Genomic DNA, 15,862 nt, shown 5'->3' on the forward strand with positions numbered 1-15,862 from the left:
GCGAATTTCGTCAGCCGACGCTTTCGCCGCGATAGATGCAGCCCTCCGACGAGCCTGTCATGCCGCGCTTGAGCTCAACTTCTTCAAGTCCGGGAAAGCGAGGCTTCACCAAACGCCAGATATAGGTCGTGATGTTTTCAAGTGACGCGATCCCGATTTCCGGAACGAGATCGAGATTGGCATGATCCAACCCGGTCCCGTGCTCGCCCTTGATTTCTTTAATGAAATTTTCGACATCGTAGAGATTGACCGGCCAGCCATAGGTCTCGTCGGTCGCTCCCCCGAAGGTGAGCCTTGCGATGAAGGTATGCCCGTGCAGGCCCGAATATGGTTGCACCGAGTGAGCAGCCTCAAACGTAAACTCGCAGTATGTCTTCATCCGTCTTGCTCCGGCCGACCGCTTCTCGTGTTGGCTGATGTGTGTTTCGCAGCATTGCAGCGCGTGTATACGAAGGTCGCGGTTTTGAATGAAGTATCATCTTTGCATGGCTGCCGGCCTTTGCGGTGCTCTTGGAAAGCCGTCCCGGCTCGATCAACCGTCGCATGGCGAAAGTTGAAGGTCTTCGATGTTTCTTTGTTGCGCGAAGGCGCATGAGACGGCTTGCGCCCAACGCCTGTCCTTACCCCTTCCGGATCGAGGCGGGAGACGCCGAAGGCGTCTCCCGCCCGAGTTCAGCTAGGCAATGTGGGCGCCTTGGGCCGCCGTATAGATCGTGTAGACCGATTGGCTGCCGCAGATGAAGAGCCGGTTGCGGTGCTTTCCGACGAACGTCAAATTCGCGCATGCCTCCGGCATGAGAATTTGGCCAAGCTTGACGCCGTCCGGGGCATAGACGTGAATGCCGTCGATGCCTGCGCCGCCGAACGCGGTTGCCGCCCAGATATTGCCATCCACATCGGCGCGAATGCCGTCATGAAAGCCCTTCTCAAGCGTTGTGAAGACCTGCCGGTTGGCGAGCCTGCGGCCGTCGTCCTCCACATCCCACGAGATGATCCGCGCCGGCTCCGGATGGTGGGTGGCCGCCGTGTCTGCGACGTAGAGCTTCCTGTAGTCGGGCGAGAAGCAGAGACCGTTGGGCTTGAAGATCTCATCCGTCAGTCTCGTAAGAGTGCGGGATCGGGGGTCCAGGTGATAGACGCTGGTGGGCAGTTCCAGTTCGCGAACATTTCCCTCATACCACCAGTGGCTGCCGTATCCCGGATCCGTGAAGATGATCCCGCCGGTCGCGGGATGCACGACGGCATCGTTCGGTGCGTTCAGGGGTTTGCCGTCGTAGCTCTCCGCCAGCACTTCCGGCTCGCCCTGCCAGCCATAGCGGACGACGCGCGCCGTCGAATGCTCGCAGGAGATCTGCCTGCCCTCGAAATCGAATGTGTTGCCGTTGGAAAAGTGTGCGGGGACCCGTAGCGGCGTGACCGCGCCGGTCACTTCGTCCCAGCGCATCTGGCGGTCGTTGGGGATGTCGGAGAACACCACATAACGGCCTACGCCGTTCCAGGCGGAGCCTTCCGCCCAGAGAGAGCCCGTCCACTGGCGCTGCAGCGGAGTATTGCCGATCATGTACTTGCGGAACCGTTCGTCGAGGACTTTCCAGGCCTCGTCCGGATACCGCTGGGGTTCCGGCGCCGACTGGGAGACGGCGGGGCTCGAAGCCAGGCTCGCAACAGCGGCCAGTCCACCTATGAAGCTGCGTCGATCGAAATCCATGGGACCCTCCCTCGGAAGCAGTCGTTCTTCGCCCCCTCAGCTCAGGCCCGTTCGTCAGGCTCACATATCACAGGCAGAATCTCACCGATTCCCAACCTCGGCAATACAAATGCACACGGTTGGAAGCGCCGGTGACGATTCCGGTCCCATCGGGAGATGGCTTCATTCAGGATCTGGTCCGGGCGAGCCCTCGGGATGTCTCGCGCCGACGGCGCTGACTTCCGGTCCATGGCGGGCTTTCGTGGGATGCGAGGGGCGCCGCGGGCATGGCCCCTTTTCCGCATCGTACGCGCGGGACGGCCCGAGATGATCTTCCGGCGCGAAGCCTCCGGGCCGGATGGTCGATGCCGCCCCACTATTCACGAGGGCGTTCGGTTTTACAGTGAAGTGGCGGAGGGAGAGGGATTCGAACCCTCGATACGGTTTCCCGTATACACACTTTCCAGGCGTGCGCCTTCAACCACTCGGCCACCCCTCCAGCATGGAGCCCGTTGGGCGGGCTCGGACATTTCAGGCGCCGATTCCGGCCCCGAAGTCCCCGCATCACCTGCGGAGCGGACCGTGTATCTCCAAATGGCCGCCGAATGCAAGATCCAATTGTGAGAAGTTGCGATGGGCTGGCTTTGCCATTCTTTGAAAACGCACTAAAGTGACCCTATCCGTTCATATAGGTGCGTTTTGAAGTTCCTTGCTCGTACCCTGGGCCTCGTACTGGTCGCCGCCGGCTTCATCGGTCTGGTGATCGACGGCACGCGCTCGATCGTCAACAATGGTATATCGTTTGCGTCCGTCGGCACGATGATGGGGACGTTCTTTCCCGGAGGCGTCGCCGAGCTGGAGAGCCGTGTCGCCCAGCCGTCCCTCGCTTGGCTCTGGGATCCGATCATGGTCTCCCTCCTTCAGCTTCCGGCTTCCCTGACCGGATTCCTGCTGGGGGCGCTCCTTCTGTGGTTGGGGCAGAGATCGATGGAGCCGATCGGGTATCTCGCCGGCCGCTGAGCGTCTCACACGATAGTGACGGCCGCCGCTCTCCCGTCCGGCGCAAGAGCACTTACATTCATGGGGCACCACGAGAAGAAGCCCCATGTTCAATTTCCTCAAGCGCCTCGACCTTCCGACCAAAGCGGATGCCCTGCCGGGCCGTTCCACTCCGCTCCCGACCGCGGAGCGTCATTTCGTCAATGGCCGCCCCCTTCAGGGACCTTATCCCGAGGGCATGAAGCAGGCCCTGTTCGGGCTTGGCTGTTTCTGGGGCGCGGAGCGCAAGTTCTGGCAGATGGAGGACGGGATCTGGGTCACTGCCGTCGGCTATGCTGCCGGAATCACGCCCAATCCGACCTATGAAGAGGTTTGCTCCGGCCTGACGGGCCACAACGAAGTGGTCCTGGTCGTGTACGACCCGGCGAAAGTCTCCTACGAGGCTCTCCTGAAGACGTTCTGGGAAAACCACGATCCGACGCAGGGCATGCGCCAGGGCAACGATGTGGGCACCCAATACCGGTCCGGCATCTACGTGTTCGACGAGGACCAGCGCCGGTCCGCCGAGGCTTCGAAGCAAGCTTACGCCGAGGCGCTGGCGAGCCGGGGCTACGGCCCCGTCACCACGGAAATCCTCGACGCGCCGCCCTTCTACTTCTCCGAGGACTATCACCAGCAGTATCTCGCGAAGAACCCCGGCGGCTATTGCGGCCTTGGCGGCACGGGCGTGTCCTGCCAGATCGGCACCGGCATCGCCGCCGCCTAGGTCAGCGCACGCCGCATCGTTCTCAGGAGCCGCTTCCACACCCGTGGAGGCGGCTCTTTTCGTTGGCGCCGAATGCCCGGGCGGCCAGGCCTCAAGGAGCCACCAGGACCTGACGGCACTCGGCCGGGAGCTGCGCCATCCGGAGGGGCGGGCGCGGCTTGCCGGGCTTCGGGAAAAGCATGTCGCGGGTGAACCAGCGCGAGAGCTCCGCTCCGCAGCCGTCGCCGCCGGGAGGCGGGTCCTGGTCGGAGCACCCGGCTTCGCCACTGGGACAGGCGAGGCGGATGTGGAAGTGATAATTGTGCCCCCACATGGGCCGCACCTTCGCCAGCCAAGCGCGGTCCTCTCCGGCCTCGCGACAGAGCGCTTTCTTGATGGCCGGGTTGACGAAGATGCGCGCGACGCGGCGTTCCTTGGCGGCAGCCCGAATGAGAGCGGTATGCTGCGGCGTCCAGACCTCCGGATCGACGTCCAGCCGATCCTCGCGGACCACGTTCGTGGCCGACATCTCCTCCCGCTCCAGCCGTGTGAGGCGGCGGTTGGGCATGGGGGTCAGCCAGATATCCGCGTCGAGGCCGATCTGGTGCGAAGCGTGGCCGGTGAGCATGGGGCCGCCACGGGGTTGCGAGATATCGCCCACGAGAAGGCCGGGCCAGCCGTTGATCCGGGGCACCCGCGCGGAGAGGTCCTGCAGCAGGTTCACCAGTTGCGGATGGCCCCAATTGCGGTTCCGGGAAAGGCGCATCACCTGCCACGTCTCGCCATCGATGGGCACAGCGGTCGCGCCGGCGACGCAACCGCGGGCATAGCTGCCGATGGAGCGCGCCTGAAGCGAGGCGGGCGTATCGCGCCGCCCGAACAGCTCCTTGGCCGGCACCGACGGATCGTTGGGGTTGGCCAGGGGCGGCAGGGGCTTGGGCGTGAGCGTTCCCTTGTCCTGGGCCGATGCGGTGCCGCCGATGACCAGGGCGACGGCGAGAGGGAGAATTCGAATCGCATTCATGGGGCAAGGCTAACCCGACCTCGTCCGGTCCGGAATGGCCTTCGGCCGCCACATCATGTCGCTTGCTGCCAGAAGGGCAGGGGCCGGCGGGAGGCCGGCCCCTGCAGGTCGTCGGCGACTAGTGCCGCGGTTGAGGCCGGCGCTCGGTGTCCTGCCGCTGGCTGATGTGGCCAGGGCCGAAGGAGCGCTTGTCATGTCCGTTTCCGACCTTCCGGGTGGATTTGGCAGGCTGGAACGGAGGCCGGGGGCGCAGATGCTGGCTGCGGCTCGTGCGCTGGCTCCTGCGGGGCATGAGAGCAGCCGCGATGGCGGCGCCGATGCCGGCCATCACCAGAGCGACCGCGAAGGGATGGAGCTGCGCCTCCAGCAGAAGGCTGGTCTTGCGCGGCTCGCCGCGCAGGGACGAGTATTCGTCACCGTCCTCCCTGGCCTGGTAGAGATTGTCCCGCATGCGCCCGCGTTCGGACGCCTCCGTGGTCTGGGCGGCGTAGCCGGTCCATTCCATGGCCTTGTCGGTGAGGCGGGGGGCCACCTTGCCCATGGCGCCGATCACCCATCCGCCGAAGCCGATGGTGAGCTCGCGCCGCTGGTGCTCCGACGCGAAGACGATCGCCTTCGCCACAAGGTGCGGATCGTAGGCCGGCGGCGGAACGCGCGGTTCGTCGTCGAGGTAGTTGCGGGCATGCTCGATATAGGGCGTATCGATGGACGACGGCTTGATGAGCGTCACCCAGACCGGGGTCCCGGCGCTCTCCAGCTCCATGCGCAATCCGTCGGTGAAGCCCTTCACCGCATGCTTGGAGGCCGAGTACTGGGTCTGCAGCATCATGGCCCGCTCGGACAGGACGCTGCCGACATTGATGATGGTGCCGCCGCGGTTGCGCAGATGCTGGGCCGCGATGAGGGAACCGTTGACGACGCCCCAGTAATTGACGTCGAAGAGCTGCCGCTGGTCCTCGAGCGGGATCTCCTCCAGCGCCCCGTACAGGGCGACGGCGGCGTCGTTCACCCAGGTATCGAAGCCGCCGAAGGTCTCGATGGCCGTCCGGGCGACCCGCTCCAGATCCTCCCGCTTGCTCACGTCGGCCGGAACGGCGATGGCGCGGGTTCCGCCCTGGCTCAACTCCTCCGCAAGTCCGCGCAGAGATTCCTCGTTGCGGGCCACCAGGACCAGTCCCTTGGCTCCCCGCGAGGCGAACATGCGCGCCGTTGCAAGGCCGATACCGCTGGACGCGCCCGTGATGACGACGACCTGCTCCTTCACGCTCTTCTGACGAACGGCCATCTGTTGTCTCCTTATGTATCCCTGCAAATGCGGGTCAACGTCAGGAGGTATGAGCGGTTCCTATGGCAACGCTTCCGCAGGCGCCGCTTCCAGGGCCGGATGAACGCCGAAAAGCTTGCAGCCCCTGGGAACGTCTTCGGAACCGCCTTTTTTACCAGAACGTTTCCTTGGCATCTCGACAGTGGAAGGGAGAGAGACGATGCAGACCACGGCACAGACCGGCGACGTTCGCGAAACCCAAAGCCTGATCGCCAGCGACAAGGTGGAGGGAACCCCCGTGCGCCGCTCGGACGGCGAGAAGATTGGAACCATCGAGCGCGTGATGATCGAGAAGCGGTCTGGAAGGGTCGCTTATGCGGTCATGAGCTTTGGCGGATTCATGGGGCTCGGCGAGGAATACTACACGCTGCCCTGGGGCGTCCTGACGTACAATACGGAGCTCGACGCCTATGAGCTCAATCTCACCGAGGATCAGCTGCGTGGCGCCCCGCGCCGCACCGCCGAGGGTCACGACGCATCCTACGATCGCGAGTGGGAGGAGCACGTCCACCGGTACTACAATGCCACGCCCTATTGGGGCGAGAGCGACCCGATGAGCACGGGCCGGTAACGAGAAAAGCCCATCTTGCAACGAAAATCGCCCGGCCGAGACCGGGCGATTTTTTGTGCCGCAGCGCCGGACGACAGAGGCTTCCGCCTCCGTCCCGGCGCCTGCGGCAGTCTGTGTCAGCGCTTCGACGAGCCGCCCTTGCGGGAGCTGCCGGACGAACGCTTCGTGCCGACGGTGCCGGACTTCTTCGTGGAAGAGGTGCGGCTCGAGGCAGCGGCGGCGCGCTTCGTCGGCTTGGCCGAGCTGCGGGCCTTGGAGGCTGCGCCCTTGGCAGGAGCCTTCGCGCCGCTCTTGGCTGCGCCGCGGCTCGAGGAGCGGGCCGAGGTCTTCGAGGCCGAAGAACGGGCGCTGGTCGAACGCGAGGCGCTCTTCGATCCGCTGCGGGCGGAGGTCGAACGCGAGGCCGTCGGCTTCTTGGCAGCCGACTTCGTGGACTTCGTGGCCGCCTTGGTCGTGGACTTGGCGGCCGACTTGGCCGGCGCCTTCTTGGCGGACGAACGCGAGGTCGTGGACTTCGCAGCCGTCTTCTTGGCTCCGGACTTCGCCGCAGTCTTCTTGGCGCCGGACTCCGCAGCGGTCTTGGCCGAGGACTTCACGGCCGTCCTCGACGAGGACTTGGCAGCGGTCTTGGACGATTTCGCTGCGGTCTTGGACGACTTCGCAGCCGTCTTCGTTCCGGCCTTCTTTGCAGCCGTGCTCTTCGAAGCCGTGCTCTTCGAGCCGGACTTCGCAGCGCTCTTCGCCGCACCCGAACGGGACGAGGTGCCCGTCGATTTTGCTGCGCTCTTGCGCGCCGTGGAAGCGCTGGTCTTCTTGGCGCCGGATTTCGCGGAGGATTTGGAGCCTCCGGTCTTCTTGGCACTGGATGAGCTGCGGCGAGCGCTGCTCTTCTTCGCGCCGGATTTGGTGCTGGTCGCACCAGTGTCACCCGTGAACAGCATCGTCAGCGGGTTTGACTTGTCGTCTGTCGGCATAGCCGCCTCCTTCAAGGGCCTTCGCGTGCAACCGTCACGCTTGCAAGGCAACGTCGTTATACCAAGGGGGTTCCGATTATCGGAAAGTGTAGAAAGTAGAACGCGTATGTTTTCTGTGGATACTTTATGCTCAGCATCCGTCAGGACTTGCGCTTCCGAGGCTCAACGACGGTCTCGTCAGATGACTCGGCAGCGCGTTGCTTGTTCCGCTCTCAATGTCTTTCCGATGTCTTAAGGATGAGTGAAAGAGAGAAAATAAAGATGATATTTCAATAACTTGAGCGATAATAGGGTGCGGTGCGATTTTGATCGCCGCACCTCTGGGAACTGCCCCTAAGTCCGTGTTTCGCCACCAGGAATCCTGCTCGTCGCATGTCGAATCCTGCAGGCTCGAAGAGGCTGAAAAAAAGTTGTCGCCCTCATCCGAAAAAGTGCGCTTCGGAGCCGCATGATCGTCTGCGGCGACGAAGGAGCGATTCAAGAATCACACGCATGATTGCGTGACGTTAGGGCACATACATGTGCCGGTTTTGTCGTCGACGTCGGCCATGCAGCGCCAGCGTGCCACGCTCGAACGCGTCGTTCGACACTTCACGCGGTCGGCGAGGCGCGGTATCGGGAGACATTCACATCGACTGGTTCGCCGTGCCCCACCGCAGCATTCTCGCCGTCGTCTTCTGGATGAGCGGCGCACTCCTCTCCTTCTCGGCATCGGCCGTCGCCGTGCGGGCTCTCTCGCCCACCTTCTCGGTGTTCGAGATCCTGTTCGTCCGCAACGCGGCAGGCGTGGTCGTCCTCCTGGCTTTCGCGCTTGCCAGACCGGAGCTGAGACCTGGCTTGAAGCCGAGGCGCTTCGGCATGCATCTCGCCCGCAACGTCCTGCATTTCGCGGGCACCGATGCCTGGGCCTTCAGCATCACGCTGCTGCCGCTCGCAACCGTCTTCGCGCTCGAGTTCACCACGCCGGCCTGGGTTGCGCTGCTGGCCATTCCGCTGCTTCACGAGCGCATGAATCGAGGGCGTCTCGCCGCCGTCGTTCTCGGCTTCGGCGGCGTTCTCGTCATCCTGCGTCCCGGTCTCGAGACCCTGCAGCCTGCAAGTCTTCTCGTGCTCGCCGTCGCCTTCACCTTCGCCCTCGTGGCCATCATGACGAAGCGCCTGACCCGGACGGAGAGCACGTTCTCGATCCTCTTCTTCATGAACCTGATGCAGCTCCCCATGAACCTCCTGGGCGTGAGCGGGGCGTTCTGGCAGAGAATGGAGCTGTCGCAGACGCTGCCTTTCATCGGCATCTGCGCCGGCGGCCTGCTCTCGCATTACTGCCTCACCAACGCTTACCGACATGGGGATGCAAGCATGGCCGTCCCCCTCGATTTCCTCCGCATTCCTTTGATCGCCGTGGTCGGCTGGCAGCTCTACGGCGAGCCGCTCGATCCCTTTGTCTTCATCGGGAGTGCCTGCATCATCGTCGGCATTCTCTACAGCCTGCGCTTCGAGGCCCAATCGAAATGACCTGGTCGCCCCAACAGGATGCCGCCCTCAAGGCCGTCGCCGATTGGCTCCGGCGCGGAGACAAACCGGTCTTCCGTCTGTTCGGCTATGCGGGCACGGGCAAGACGACGCTCGCCCGTCACATCGCCGAAGGGGTCGATGGCGAGGTCGCATTCGGCGCCTATACCGGCAAGGCCGCCCTCGTGCTGCGCTCGAAAGGCTGCGCGGATGCCTCCACCATTCATTCCATGATCTACCGCTCGCGCGAGTCCGACGAGGGTGGGCCGCAATTCGTGCTCAACCGGCAGAGCCAGGCGGCGAAGGCCGACCTGATCGTGATCGACGAATGCTCGATGGTGGACGAGGAGCTCGGGCGCGATCTCCTGTCCTTCGGGCAGCCCGTCCTCGTGCTCGGCGATCCCGCGCAGTTGCCGCCCGTGAAGGGTGGCGGCTTCTTCACGGAGGCGCCGCCCGACGTGATGCTCACCGAGGTTCACAGGCAGGCGAAGGACGATCCCATCATCCACATGTCGATGACCGTGCGGGAGGGGGGACGGCTGGAGCCCGGAACGTATGGCGAGAGCCGCGTCATCCGTCGCCGCGAGATCGACGCCCCAACCGTGATGGCCGCCGATCAGGTCCTCGTCGGCCTCAACAAGACCCGCCGTCTCTACAACACGCGCCTGCGGGAGCTGAACGGTTACCGCAGCCCCATGCCCGCGGCGGGCGAGAAGCTCGTCTGCCTGCGGAACGACAAGACCAAGGGTCTGCTCAACGGAGGCACCTGGAGCATCCAGGCCTTGCGCGGCATCCGCAACGACTTCATCCGCATGGACGTGCTGGCCGATGACGATGCGCGCCGCAGATCGGTGGAAGTCTCCGTGCACAAGGCTTTCTTCGAAGGCGGCGAGGAGGAGGTCCCGTTCGTCCTGCGCCGGGAGTCCGACGAGTTCACCTTCGGTTATGCGCTGACCGTTCACAAGGCGCAGGGCTCGCAGTGGGACAATCTGGTTCTCTTCGACGAATCCTATGCCTTCCGCGAGCACCGCAGCCGCTGGCTCTATACCGGGCTGACTCGGGCTGCCGAAAAGGTGACGGTGGTCATGTGAGGGGCCTGCCCGCCGACGGAGGAGCGCATCGTCACCCGAAGACTCTGCGGATGCCGTCGGGCCAGGCCCTTTCAGGCCTGGCGGAGGAGAACGTGGAACCACGCCTGCAGTGAGAACTTATGCCTTCGGCTGAACCGTTCTACTCAGGGGCAAGCGCCATGCTGAAATGGGCACTGATCTTTCTCGTCATCTCCCTCGTGGCAGGAGCCCTGGGCTTCACGGGAGTGGCATCCGGAGCCCGCACCATCGCCAAGGTCCTGTTCGGCATCTTCCTCGTCATCTTCATCATCTTCGTGCTCCTGGCCTGGGGAGCGGGCGAACTGATCTTCTGACATCGCGGGCCGATAGGACTGGCGAGAGACGGCCTCCCGCGGGCGACGCATGCGCTCAGCGCATGAAATCCTTGCTTCTGCCTGCCTGTCACCTTTTTCACAGGGCTTTATGAGGGTGGTAGCTCAACTCGTACAATTTTCGGCGCTCTCTTGAAACTTTATGTCTCGAAAGGCCCGCCGGGGATATGAAAAGGAAGAAGGCCCATCCATGAAACGTCGCGCATTCCTCCAGGCTGCAACAATCGGCATGGCCGCGGGAACGGTCGCCAAGCCCGCCATCGCCCAGTCCGCTCCGGAGATCCGCTGGCGTCTGACCTCCGCCTTCCCGAAGTCCCTCGACACGCTGTTCGGGGGCAGCGAGCTTCTCGCCAAATACGTGGCGGAGGCCACCGACGGGAAATTCATCATCCAGCCCTTCGCCTCGGGCGAGATCGTCGGCACGCCGCAGGCGGCGGATGCGGTGGGTAGCGGCACCGTGGAGATGACCCACACCTGCTCGTACTACTACGTGGGCAAGGATCCGACCTTCGCCATCGGCACCAATCTGCCTTTCGGAATGAACTCGCGCCAGACCAATGCCTGGCTCTATCACGGCAACGGCAACAATCTGCTCAACGAGTTCTACGCCAAGCACAACCTGTTCGCGCTGCCCGCCGGCAACACGGGCGCGCAGATGGGCGGCTGGTTCCGCAAGGAGATCAAGACGGTCGACGACCTGAAGGGCCTCAAGATGCGCATCGCCGGCCTGGCCGGTCAGATCATGGGCAAGCTCGGCGTGGTGCCGCAGCAGATCGCGGGCGGCGATCTCTACCCGTCCCTCGAACGCGGCACCATCGACGCCGCCGAATGGGTGGCGCCGTACGACGACGAGAAGCTCGGCCTCAACAAGGTGGCGCCGTACTACTATTATCCCGGTTTCTGGGAGGGCGGGCCGGCGATCCACTTCTTCATCAACCTGCAGAAGTGGAACGAACTGCCGAAGGCCTACCAAGCTGCCATCGTGGCGGCGGCCGGCTATGCGAACGTGGACACGCAGGCGAAATACGATGCCCGCAATCCGGCCGCGTTGCGCAGCCTCGTCGGCGCCGGGGCTCAGCTGCGGCCGTTCTCTCCCGAGATCATGGACGCGGCCTACAAGGCGGCCAACGAGATCTACGACCAGCTCTCGGCGTCCAACCCCGAGTTCAAGAAGCTCTACGACAGCTACAAGGCGTTCCGCGGCGAGGAGTATCTCTGGTTCCAGGTGGCCGAATACGCCTACGACACCTTCATGATCCGCGCCCGCGCGCGCGGCTGAAGAACCGGGTGAGCGCCGCCGGCGCTCACCCTCTCTCCGTTATTGGCTCATGGCCGTCGACGGATCGTCGCCTGCGAGCCGCGATGCGAAATAGGCGATGGTCCTCGCATAGACCTGGGACTTGTTCCACTCGCGAATGGCGGCGAAATTGGCGGTGCCGGGAGACCAGTCCTGCCCCCTGACCCAACCGTGCCCGCGCAGATAATTGGCCGTGGAGGCCAATGCGTCCGCCGAGCTGCGCAGGATGTCCGCCCGCCCGTCGCCGTCGAAGTCCACCGCGTACTTGATGTAGGACGAGGGCATGAACTGGGTCTGCCCCAACTCTCCCGCCCAGGCCCCGCGCATCTGCGACGGCGCCAGATCGCCCCGATCCACGATCCTCAACGCATCGAAAAGGTGCGCCTGGAACATCTCCGTCCGACGGCAATCGTAGGCGAGCGTCGCCACCGAACGGATGACCGGCAGATTGCCTTTGACCTGCCCGAAATCCGTTTCGAGACCCCAGATCGCCACGAGAACGGGACCCGGCACGCCGAAGCGCTGCTCGATGCGCGAGAGCAGTCCCGCATGGCGCTTGAGCATGGTGGCGCCTGTCTTCAGGCGGTAGGACGACACCATCCGCCCGGCGAACTGCTCGAAGCTCTGCTTGAACACGCGCTGGCCGCGATCCTTGTTGATCACGCCCTGGTCGAAGCTGACGCCGGCCAGGCCGGTTCTCACCGCCTGAGGCGAGATGCCTTGTTCCACTGCCTCGCGTCCGATATCCCCGAGCCATTTCTCGAAGCCGGCCGGATCGCGGCAGGTTGCGGCCGAGGCCTGTCCTGCGGCGAGCAGGATGGCTGCCGTAAGAGAGGCGCGCACGATTGCTGCTGGCATCATCTTTCTCCCAGTGTCGTACCGTCCTGATGGCGAGGTAGGGCCATGCTTGCGCAACTCAAGGCCGAGGGCTGCGATCGGAGGCAACCACGGGCCCGCGAAAGCGTTGCAACAGCAGCAAGCGCAGCGCAGGGAGGGTTCGATGGCGGCTTTGCCTCAAGGGCTGGGAACGCTCGTCTCCCGCGTTGCGGTCATCTTCTCATGTGTTGCCGCTACGGCGGCCCAGGCGGGCACCCTTGCCGTCGAGCCGGTCGCATGGGGAAGCGCCGTCGAACTCCGCCACCATGGCGCCACGGGTGAAACCCGCCTGCTCAATCGGGTGACCCCCCATCTCTGCTTTTCGCTGTCCCTTCCTCAGGAATGGCGGCTGACCGGGGAGGAAGGGGGCACGAGCCTGGAGGCGGTCTCGTTCAGGGCCAAGCTCGACGTGAGCCTCCGGTCCGCGCACGATCTGCAGGACCTGCCGCAAACCGATCTCGCCCATCGCGACGCCGCCTTCCTTCAGCGGGACTACGAAGGATTGCTGGGACGGCCTGCGCAATCCGTCTCGTTGACGTCTCCCGTTCCGGGCGCCACGCGCTGGAGCGCCACCTGGGTCGATGCGAACCTGCCGACCGCTGCTCGCGCCATGACGATCGAGACCTATATCGTGCCGCTCTCGAAGGAGTGGGTGCTCGAACTTTCCCTTGACGACGTTCCCACGGGCGAGGCCCATGACGCGCTCGTCCAGCGGCTCCTGACGGGGCTGCAGGTGAGGGCCGGCGCTGCCTGCCGGGGATAAGCCGGGCCCGAGGATTCGCCGTCTTCCCGTTGTCATCGACCGGCGCCTATCGATAATGGCATGGGGAGGACGTCATGGACGTGATCATCTACCACAATCCTCAGTGCGGGACGTCGCGCAACACGCTGGGCCTGATCCGCAATGCCGGGATCGAGCCGCACGTGATCGAATACCTCAAGACGCCGCCGACCCGGCTGCTGCTCCGGCAGCTCATCGAGCGGATGGGCATTCCCGTCCGCGAGGCGATCCGCGAGAAGGGAACGCCCTATGGCGAACTCGGGCTCGACGATCCGGCGCTGAGCGACGACCAGCTTCTCGATGCCATGATGGCGCACCCGATCCTGATCAACCGCCCCATCGTGGTGACGCCCGCAGGCGTCAAGCTCTGCCGCCCTTCGGAAGCCGTGCTCGACATCCTGCCGGCGCCGCAGCTCGGCGAGTTCCGCAAGGAGGACGGAGAGCTCGTCGTCGATGCCGCAGGACGGCGTGCGGCAACCGTCTGAAGTTCCGCTGCGGAAGGAACAAGCCGGCCCGGCTCAGGTTCATGGTGGGGCATCTCCGAACCCGAGGAAGGGCAGCTCATGGAACTTGAAGGAAAGGTGGCGCTGGTGACCGGCGCTGGATCCGGCATCGGCAGGGCGACGGCGTTGCTTCTGGCGAAGGAAGGCGCGCGCGTCGGCGTTCTGAGCCACACGGAAGACGAGATCCGCGAGGCCGCGGAGGAGATCAGGAGGGCCGGCGGCGAGGCCATTCCGCTCGTGGCCGACATTGCCGACGAGAACCAGATGAAGAAGGCCGTTGCGGACCTCGTCGAGGCCTACGGTCGTCTCGACATCGTCTTCGCCAATGCAGGCATCAATGGCGTCTGGGCTCCCATCGACGATCTCCAGCCGGCGGAATGGGATCGCACCGTCAACACCAACCTGCGCGGCACTTACCTCACGCTTCATTGCACGGTGCCGCACCTGAAGCGGGCCAATGGCGGCTCCATCGTCGTCACGGCCTCCATCAACGGCACGCGCACCTTCACCAGCGCGGGGGCGACGGCCTATTCGGCCACGAAGGCGGCACAGGTCGCCATGGTGCAGATGCTGGCCGTCGAGCTCGCCAAGCACCGCATCCGCGTCAATGTCGTGTGTCCGGGCCGGATCGACACGGAAATCACGGAGAATACCGACAAGCGCAACACCGGCGAGGCCGAGGTCGCGGCGGAATATCCCGACGGCAACATTCCGCTCACCGGCGGCGAGTCGGGAACGAGCGAGGAAGTGGCTCAGCTCGTGCTCTTCCTCGCCACGGACCGCTCCCGACACATCACCGGCACGCCGGTCTGGATCGACGGCGGGCAGTCGCTTCTCGTGTAGGCCCGGCCCTCAGCGGGCGCCCAGTTCCGTCCCCACGGGCACGGCAGGTTCCGGCACGAAGCTCTCCTTGCTCGCGGGCGAGGGGCGCTGCAGGCTGCGATAGATGCCCCAAAGGGCCATGAGCGCCTGGGCCGCGACAATGACGTAAGGCAGCCCGATGCGCCCGAACGCGGTCATCGCCATGCCGGCGATGACCGGACCCGCCGCAGCGCCGATCCCCTGCAGAATGAGGAGGCCGCCCGCGGCGGCCACGAACTCGCCGGGCCTGACCATGTCGTTCACATGCGCGATGACGATGCTGTAGGTGGAAATGACGCTGCCGCCGAAGACGACCACGTAGAAGCAGACCAGCCACAGCGGAATGTCTGACGGAACGAAATTGACGAGGGCGAGCAGGATGACCGATGCCATGGCGGACGCGCCGATGATCACGTGGCGCCGGTCCATGCGGTCGGAAAGCCAGCCCAGGGGCCATGTGGTGACGAAGCCGCCGAGGGTGCCGCAGGCCATGATAATGGCGATGCCGACCGTATCCGCGCCGCGTGCCGCGGCCCAGACCGGCCCCAGGGCGAAGAACGAGCTCGTGGTGATGCCGCACAGGATGGCGGCCACGACTCCGAAGGGCGACAGGCGGTAGAGGCGCCTCAGGTTGATCTTCACCTCGCCGACGGCGTCGGTTGGCGCGGTCGCCCGCGACAGGGCGACGGGCACGAGAGCGAGCGAGATGAGAATGGCCACGAGACAGAACAGCCGGAAGCCCGCAGGATCGCTCGCGGGCAGAAGCATCTGTCCGCCGATCCCGGCGATGAGCCCGGTCATGCCGTAGAGCCCCAGGATCTGCCCGCGCGTCTGCGGGGCCGCGGAGGCGTTGAGCCAGCTCTCCACGACGACGAACAGGCCCGCGAAGCAGAAGCCCGTCAGCGCCCGTGCGACGATCCAGACCAGTGGGTCGATGACGAGCAGATGCAGAAGCGCCGCCGATGCCGCGACGGCCGCGAGCCCCGCGAAGGTTCGGGTGTGCCCCACCTGCTGGATGACGTGGCCGGCCCAGAGCGAGCCGAGCACGATCCCCACCCAGAACGCCGCGCCCACGGCGCCGACCTCCGCAGGGGAGAAGCCTTCCAGGCTGCCGCGGACGCTGAGCAGCGTGCCTTGAAGGGTGTTGCCGGTCTGCATGAGAGCATAGCCGATCAGGAGCGCGAGCAAGGTCGGAAGCGTCGTGCGCAAAGACGAAGACATGAATCATCCCTCACGAGATGTTGGCTTGGACATTGCGGTGTTCAGAGTG

General features: G+C 64.7%; 17 protein-coding genes and 1 tRNA gene. 11 read left to right on the plus strand and 7 right to left on the minus strand.

Annotated features, from left to right (window positions below; all coding sequences use genetic code 11):
- Positions 1 to 10: 10 nt before the first annotated feature.
- The 3 genes from ACFOYU_RS03640 to ACFOYU_RS03650 form a co-directional block, all read right to left on the minus strand.
- Positions 11 to 379 (minus strand): 6-carboxytetrahydropterin synthase, encoded by a 369-nt coding sequence (locus tag ACFOYU_RS03640; protein ID WP_226737123.1) that lies wholly within the window; start codon positions 377 to 379, stop codon positions 11 to 13.
- Between the two features lie 297 nt (positions 380 to 676).
- A complete protein-coding gene (locus tag ACFOYU_RS03645; RefSeq protein ID WP_226737055.1) occupies positions 677 to 1,708 on the minus strand; it encodes an SMP-30/gluconolactonase/LRE family protein in 1,032 nt (343 codons plus the stop codon).
- A 388-nt stretch (positions 1,709 to 2,096) separates the two neighbouring features.
- Positions 2,097 to 2,186 (minus strand) — tRNA-Ser (locus ACFOYU_RS03650).
- 200 nt (positions 2,187 to 2,386) lie between these two features.
- Between ACFOYU_RS03650 and ACFOYU_RS03655 the strand changes: the two genes are divergently transcribed.
- Together ACFOYU_RS03655 and msrA are read left to right on the plus strand one after the other, a co-directional pair.
- The gene (locus tag ACFOYU_RS03655; protein ID WP_226737053.1) at positions 2,387 to 2,707 is read left to right on the plus strand and encodes a PetM family of cytochrome b6f complex subunit 7; all 321 of its coding nucleotides are present in this window, start codon (positions 2,387 to 2,389) and stop codon (positions 2,705 to 2,707) included.
- Positions 2,708 to 2,792: 85 nt separating this feature from the next.
- Positions 2,793 to 3,452: a peptide-methionine (S)-S-oxide reductase MsrA gene (msrA, locus tag ACFOYU_RS03660; RefSeq protein WP_377032442.1), complete on the plus strand. Its 660-nt coding sequence runs from the start codon at positions 2,793 to 2,795 to the stop codon at positions 3,450 to 3,452.
- A gap of 91 nt (positions 3,453 to 3,543) precedes the next feature.
- Here msrA and mepA read toward each other — a convergent pair whose 3' ends face one another.
- Together mepA and ACFOYU_RS03670 are read right to left on the minus strand one after the other, a co-directional pair.
- The gene (gene mepA / locus ACFOYU_RS03665; RefSeq protein WP_377032443.1) at positions 3,544 to 4,455 is read right to left on the minus strand and encodes a penicillin-insensitive murein endopeptidase; all 912 of its coding nucleotides are present in this window, start codon (positions 4,453 to 4,455) and stop codon (positions 3,544 to 3,546) included.
- A 118-nt stretch (positions 4,456 to 4,573) separates the two neighbouring features.
- Positions 4,574 to 5,740, minus strand: coding sequence for an SDR family oxidoreductase (locus ACFOYU_RS03670; protein ID WP_226737047.1), 1,167 nt, complete (start codon positions 5,738 to 5,740; stop codon positions 4,574 to 4,576).
- Positions 5,741 to 5,939: 199 nt separating this feature from the next.
- Between ACFOYU_RS03670 and ACFOYU_RS03675 the strand changes: the two genes are divergently transcribed.
- The 6 genes from ACFOYU_RS03675 to ACFOYU_RS03700 all read left to right on the plus strand — a co-directional run bounded on the left by ACFOYU_RS03675 (position 5,940) and on the right by ACFOYU_RS03700 (position 11,553).
- Positions 5,940 to 6,350: a PRC-barrel domain-containing protein gene (locus ACFOYU_RS03675; RefSeq protein ID WP_226737045.1), complete on the plus strand. Its 411-nt coding sequence runs from the start codon at positions 5,940 to 5,942 to the stop codon at positions 6,348 to 6,350.
- A 138-nt stretch (positions 6,351 to 6,488) separates the two neighbouring features.
- Positions 6,489 to 7,559: a hypothetical protein gene (locus ACFOYU_RS03680; protein WP_377032444.1), complete on the plus strand. Its 1,071-nt coding sequence runs from the start codon at positions 6,489 to 6,491 to the stop codon at positions 7,557 to 7,559.
- Between the two features lie 326 nt (positions 7,560 to 7,885).
- Positions 7,886 to 8,836, plus strand: a complete 951-nt coding sequence (locus ACFOYU_RS03685; protein ID WP_377032445.1) for a DMT family transporter — start codon at positions 7,886 to 7,888, stop codon at positions 8,834 to 8,836.
- Positions 8,833 to 9,924, plus strand: a complete 1,092-nt coding sequence (locus ACFOYU_RS03690) for an ATP-dependent RecD-like DNA helicase (protein ID WP_226737038.1) — start codon at positions 8,833 to 8,835, stop codon at positions 9,922 to 9,924. The genes ACFOYU_RS03685 and ACFOYU_RS03690 overlap by 4 nt, the downstream gene beginning before the upstream one ends.
- A gap of 158 nt (positions 9,925 to 10,082) precedes the next feature.
- Positions 10,083 to 10,256, plus strand: a complete 174-nt coding sequence (locus ACFOYU_RS03695) for a DUF1328 domain-containing protein (RefSeq protein WP_226737036.1) — start codon at positions 10,083 to 10,085, stop codon at positions 10,254 to 10,256.
- Between the two features lie 208 nt (positions 10,257 to 10,464).
- Positions 10,465 to 11,553, plus strand: coding sequence for a TRAP transporter substrate-binding protein (locus ACFOYU_RS03700; protein WP_226737034.1), 1,089 nt, complete (start codon positions 10,465 to 10,467; stop codon positions 11,551 to 11,553).
- Positions 11,554 to 11,592: 39 nt separating this feature from the next.
- Here the strand turns inward: ACFOYU_RS03700 and ACFOYU_RS03705 are convergent, their stop codons facing one another.
- Complete coding sequence (locus ACFOYU_RS03705) at positions 11,593 to 12,432, minus strand: lytic transglycosylase domain-containing protein (protein WP_377032446.1); 840 nt, start codon at positions 12,430 to 12,432, stop codon at positions 11,593 to 11,595.
- A 139-nt stretch (positions 12,433 to 12,571) separates the two neighbouring features.
- Here ACFOYU_RS03705 and ACFOYU_RS03710 point away from each other — a divergent pair, with 139 nt between their 5' ends.
- From ACFOYU_RS03710 to ACFOYU_RS03720, 3 genes are all read left to right on the plus strand, one after another.
- Positions 12,572 to 13,210 carry a hypothetical protein gene (locus tag ACFOYU_RS03710; RefSeq protein ID WP_377032447.1) on the plus strand — a complete coding sequence of 213 codons (639 nt, stop codon included), beginning with the start codon at positions 12,572 to 12,574 and terminating at the stop codon, positions 13,208 to 13,210.
- A gap of 74 nt (positions 13,211 to 13,284) precedes the next feature.
- On the plus strand, positions 13,285 to 13,713 hold the full coding sequence (gene arsC / locus ACFOYU_RS03715) for an arsenate reductase (glutaredoxin) (RefSeq protein WP_377032448.1): 429 nt from the start codon (positions 13,285 to 13,287) through the stop codon (positions 13,711 to 13,713).
- Positions 13,714 to 13,791: 78 nt separating this feature from the next.
- Entirely contained in the window at positions 13,792 to 14,574 is a 783-nt protein-coding gene (locus ACFOYU_RS03720) for an SDR family oxidoreductase (protein WP_377032449.1), read from the plus strand.
- A gap of 9 nt (positions 14,575 to 14,583) precedes the next feature.
- On the opposite strand, the gene ACFOYU_RS03725 is transcribed toward ACFOYU_RS03720, so the two are convergent.
- Entirely contained in the window at positions 14,584 to 15,813 is a 1,230-nt protein-coding gene (locus ACFOYU_RS03725) for an MFS transporter (RefSeq protein ID WP_377032450.1), read from the minus strand.
- Positions 15,814 to 15,862: the final 49 nt, after the last annotated feature.

Origin of the sequence: Microvirga sp. GCM10011540 (genome assembly GCF_042650665.1) — a bacterium.
Taxonomy (GTDB): Bacteria; Pseudomonadota; Alphaproteobacteria; order Rhizobiales; family Beijerinckiaceae; genus Microvirga; species Microvirga lenta.